A 4347-nucleotide genomic window follows, 5' to 3' on the forward strand; every position below is an offset into this window, starting at 1 on the left:
GACCGTCGGTGCCCTTGCCGGGGCGGAAGTGGTAGCGGGCGCGGGCCGCGGGGTCGCCGGCGAGCGCGGCGCGGAACCAGGCGTGCCGGTCGGAGGAGTGGTTGGGCACGACGTCGACGAGGACGCGCAGGCCCAGCCGGTGTGCCTCGGCGATGAGGGCCCCGGCGTCGTCCAGGGTGCCGAACACCGGGTCGACGGTGCGGTAGTCGGCGACGTCGTAGCCGGCGTCGGCCTGCGGGGAGGCGTAGAAGGGGCTGAGCCACACGGCGTCGACGCCGAGCGCGGCGAGATGCGGCAGCCGGGCGCGGGCACCGGCCAGGTCGCCCATGCCGTCGCCGTTCCCGTCGGCGAAGGAGCGCGGGTAGACCTGGTAGATGACCGCGTCCCGCCACCAGCGTGTGGCACCGTGCGCGCTCGGGGCCGCGGCGCGGGACGGTGCCGGGCCCGGCCCGTCGACGGGGTCGGCGGTGCTGCTGTGCTGGTTCATGTCTCCCCTGGGGGCTGAGCGGGCGGATGGATGAAGGGTGCGGGCCGGGCGGGGTGCACTCCGCGGCGCGGGTCAGGACTTGGTCGCTCCGGCGGTGAGGCCCGCCACGAGGTGCTTCTGTGCGAAGCCGAAGACGAGCCCGGCGGGCACCGCGATGATCACGGCGGCGGCCGTCATGGCGCCCCAGTCGGTGTCGTAGCGGTTGACGAAGGTCTGGAGCCCGCCGGCGAGCGTGAGGTTGTCCTCGCCGGTCATGAACGCGGTGGCGTAGGCGACCTCGGCCCAGGCGGTGACGAAGCTGTAGAAGGCGGTCACCGCGATCCCCGGCCGGGCCAGCGGCAGCACCAGCCGCCAGAAGGTGCCGAACGGGTTGAGCCCGTCCACCCGGCCCGACTCGTCGATGTCGACGGGGATCGTGTCGAAGAAGCCCTTGAGCATCCAGGCGCAGAACGGCACCGCGATCGTCAGATACGTGATGATCAGGCCGAGCGGCTGGTTGAGGAGCCCGAGGTTGGCCATCGTCGTGTAGAGCGGCACGATCAGCACGGCCATCGGGAACATCTGGGTGAGCAGCAGCACCCATACCAGCGGACGCATCCCGGGGAACCGGAAGCGGCTGAGCGCGTAGCCGGTGGTCGCGGCGATGAACACACCGACGACGGTGGTGCCCAGCACCACGGTCAGCGAGTTGCCGAACCAGGTGAGGAACCGGGTCCCGCCCAGCACATGGGCGTAGTTGGCCAGGGTGAAGTCCTTCACCAGCGCCATGGACCACGACTGGCTCTTCGGTTTGAACGAGGTCACCAGCAGCCACAGCGGCGGCAGCAGCGCACACAGCGTGCCGAACAGCAGGCCCGCGTGCAGCCCGAGGGAGGCCAGCGGGGAGCGGACCCGGGGCGGCCGGCCCGCCCGCGCCGCCGCGCCCGGGGCCTGTTCGTCCCGTCGTGGGTTCGTCGTCGGCACGGTCACCACACCTCTCCCTGCCGGCGCAGTGCCCGCCGGTAGACGACGGTGAAGCCCGCGAGCAGCACCAGGATGAGCACGCCCCAGGCCGCCGAGGCGGCGAAGTCGCGCGGGCTGTTGAGGAAGGAGAGCCGGTAGGCGTAGGTCACCAGGATCTCCGTGGAGTCCTCCGGCCCGCCCCGGGTGAGCAGGAAGATCACCGGGAACATGTTGAACGTCCAGATGGTGCTCAGCAGGACGACGGTCGTGGCCACGGGCCGGATGCCGGGCAGGGTGATGTGCGTGAACCGCTGCCAGGGCCCGGCGCCGTCCAGCTGTGCCGCCTCGTGCAGCTGGGCGGGGACGGACTGGAGCGCCCCCAGCATGGCGACGATCATGAACGGCACCCCGAGCCACACGTTCACCACGATCACGGCGATCTTCGCCCAGAACGGGTCGCCCAGCCACGGCACCCCGTCGATGCCGCCGCCCTCCAGCACCTTGTTGAGCAGCCCGTTCCGCTCGTTGTAGAGCATCCGGAAGGCGAAGACGGAGACGAAGGCGGGGATGCCCCAGGGCACGATCATGGCCACCCGGTAGAAGGTGCGGCCCCGTACCGTCCGGTTGAGCATGTTCGCCAGCGTCAGCCCGAGCACGAAGGTGAGGCCGACGCAGCCGACGGTCCACACCACCGTCCAGCCCAGCCGGTCCCAGAAGACGCCGTCGGACAGGATGCGGGTGTAGTTCTCCAGCCCGGTGAACCGGTAGGTGGCGGGGATGTGGTTGACGCCGATGGTGCGCTCGACGTTGGCCTCGTCGGCGTCCGTCAGCGAGAGGAAGATCCCGCGCCCGAGGGGGTACCCGATGATCAGCGCGATCACCAGCACCACCGGGGCGACCATGGCCCAGGCGTACCAGTGCGGCGCGCAGCGGGCGGCCAGGCGGCGCACTAGCGGTAGTCCTTCAGGAGCTTGCGGAACTCCTCGCCCGTCTTCTTCGCCGCCGCGGACGGCGACCTGCCGCCGGACAGCACGCCGTCCATGCCGACGCGGATGGGCTCGAACAGCGAGTTGCCCTCGGGGATCCAGGGCCGCTGGACGGCCTTGTCCACGGCGGGCTCGAAGAACTTCACCATCTCGTTGTCCCGCACCTCGGGGTCCGCGTAGACGGAGGGACGCGTCGGCAGCAGCGACAGCTCGCGGGTGGTGCGCTTCTGCACCTCGGCGCTGCCCATGTACTTGGCGAACTCCTGCGCGGCGCGCAGATTCTTCGAGCCGGCGTAGACCGACAGGTTCCAGCCGCCCTGCGGGGAGCCCTGCCCCTTCGTCCCGGCGGGCACGGGCGCGACACCCAGGTTGTCCTTCAGCTCGCCCTTGAACTCCTTGCCCTGGCGGGCGCCGGCGATGTCCCAGGGCCCGTCGACGATCGTGGCGACCTTGCCCTCCTGGAAGGCCCGGAGCCCGCCGGCCTGGCCGTCGCTGGAGTCGGTGACGGCCGCCCCGGAGTCGACGAGGTCCTTCATGGTGCGGAACGCCTCGACGCCCGCCGCGTCGTCGACGGTGATCCGCTTCCTGCCGGGGTCGAGGAGGTCGCCGCCCGCGCCGTAGAGGTAGGGCAGGAACCAGTACGGGTCGTCCCCGCGCAGATAGAGCGCCGTGGCGCCGGTGCGCTTCTTGATCTTCGGCGCGTTCTTCTTCAGCTCGGCGAAGGAGCCGGGCACCCCCACACCGGCCTTCTTCAGCAGCCGCTTGTTGTAGAAGAGCGCGAGCGTGTCGGTGACCTGCGGTACCGCGTACGTCTTGCCCTTGTACCGCGTGGAGCCCGCCGCCGTCTTCAGCTGGTCGCCGGTGTCCTCCAGGGCCGGGGTGCCGTCCAGCGGCGCGAGGTAGCCGAGCCGGGCGAAGTCCGCGACCCAGGCGACCTCGGTGCGCATCACGTCCGGCGCGCCGGAGTTTCCGCCCGCCGCGTTCTTGAACTTCTGGTTGGCGTCACCGAAGTTGACGTGCACGTACTCGACGTCGACCTTCGGATGCCGCTTCTCGAAGTCCTCGGCGATCTTCTTGTAGACGCCCTTCTCGGCGTCGTTCGAGGTGTCCCAGAAGGTGACGGTGCCCTCGACCTTGCCGCTGCCCGCGCCGTCCTCGGCGCCCGAGGCCGAGCAAGCCGTTGCCGCAAGCGCCAGAGCCGCTGCCACCGCGGTCGCCCCTATGCCACGCCGCATGTCCGATCCCTTCGCACGATGAACGCCGACCGCACGGCGCTCGGCTGCGCAGGAACGTAACAGCGGGGTCGACAGACGGAAAGACCTTGCGCAAACTTTCTGAAAGAAACCCGCAAGAGCGCCGTCCGGTTCCAGGAAGGTCAGTAACTCCCCGCAGCCGGGCGGCGTTTGCACCGTGACAGTGGCTCGCCGTGCCGCGCGACCCCCACCGGGGTCCGCCCGACAAGAGGACCGGTCCTCATGACCCAGCGCACCGTCAACCCCCTCCCCTCGCCCACGCGTTGCCCCGACCCGCCGCGCGGCTGGTGGCGCGACGCCGTCATCTACCAGGTGTACGTACGCTCGTTCGCGGACAGCGACGGCGACGGCATCGGCGACCTCCCCGGCGTGCGGCAGCGTCTGCCCTATCTCGCGGGCCTCGGCGTCGACGCGCTCTGGCTCACGCCCTTCTACGCCTCGCCCCAGGCCGACGCCGGCTACGACGTCTCCGACTACCGCGCCGTCGACCCCCGCTTCGGCGAACTCGGCGACGCCGAGGCCCTGATCGGCGAGGCACACGCGCTCGGCCTCCGCGTCATCGTCGACGTCGTGCCCAACCACACCTCCGACCAGCACCCCTGGTTCCGCGCCGCACTCGCCGGCGACCCCGCGGCCCGCGCCCGCTACCACTTCCGCCCCGGCAAGGGCACCGACGGCC

Annotated in this window: 5 protein-coding genes; 1 reads left to right on the forward strand and 4 read right to left on the reverse strand. The window is 71.0% G+C overall.

Going from position 1 to position 4347, the window contains the following annotated elements; all coding sequences use genetic code 11:
• The 4 genes from SCA03_RS34410 to SCA03_RS34425 all read right to left on the reverse strand — a co-directional run.
• The coding region (locus SCA03_RS34410; protein ID WP_269145218.1) for an alpha-amylase family glycosyl hydrolase at positions 1 to 487 on the reverse strand (487 nt) is incomplete at its 3' end.
• Between the two features lie 72 nt (positions 488 to 559).
• The gene (locus tag SCA03_RS34415) at positions 560 to 1366 is read right to left on the reverse strand and encodes a sugar ABC transporter permease (RefSeq protein ID WP_030879856.1); all 807 of its coding nucleotides are present in this window, start codon (positions 1364 to 1366) and stop codon (positions 560 to 562) included.
• An 86-nt stretch (positions 1367 to 1452) separates the two neighbouring features.
• On the reverse strand, positions 1453 to 2331 hold the full coding sequence (locus SCA03_RS34420; RefSeq protein ID WP_051846742.1) for a carbohydrate ABC transporter permease: 879 nt from the start codon (positions 2329 to 2331) through the stop codon (positions 1453 to 1455).
• A 47-nt stretch (positions 2332 to 2378) separates the two neighbouring features.
• A complete protein-coding gene (locus SCA03_RS34425; RefSeq protein ID WP_030879861.1) occupies positions 2379 to 3650 on the reverse strand; it encodes an extracellular solute-binding protein in 1272 nt (423 codons plus the stop codon).
• Between the two features lie 240 nt (positions 3651 to 3890).
• Here SCA03_RS34425 and SCA03_RS34430 point away from each other — a divergent pair.
• Positions 3891 to 4347, forward strand: a 457-nt coding sequence (locus SCA03_RS34430) for an alpha-amylase family glycosyl hydrolase (protein ID WP_269145219.1), incomplete at its 3' end; no start/stop codon positions are given.

The organism is Streptomyces cacaoi (genome assembly GCF_006539165.1).
Lineage (GTDB): Bacteria > Actinomycetota > Actinomycetes > Streptomycetales > Streptomycetaceae > Streptomyces > Streptomyces cacaoi.

Bases quoted from the DNA above. Each gene is read 5' to 3' on its own strand.
- SCA03_RS34420 (WP_051846742.1), bottom strand. From the start codon at position 2,331: ATGGTCGCCCCGGTGGTGCTGGTGATCGCGCTGATCATCGGGTACCCC.
- SCA03_RS34425 (WP_030879861.1), bottom strand. From the start codon at position 3,650: ATGCGGCGTGGCATAGGGGCGACCGCGGTGGCAGCGGCTCTGGCGCTT.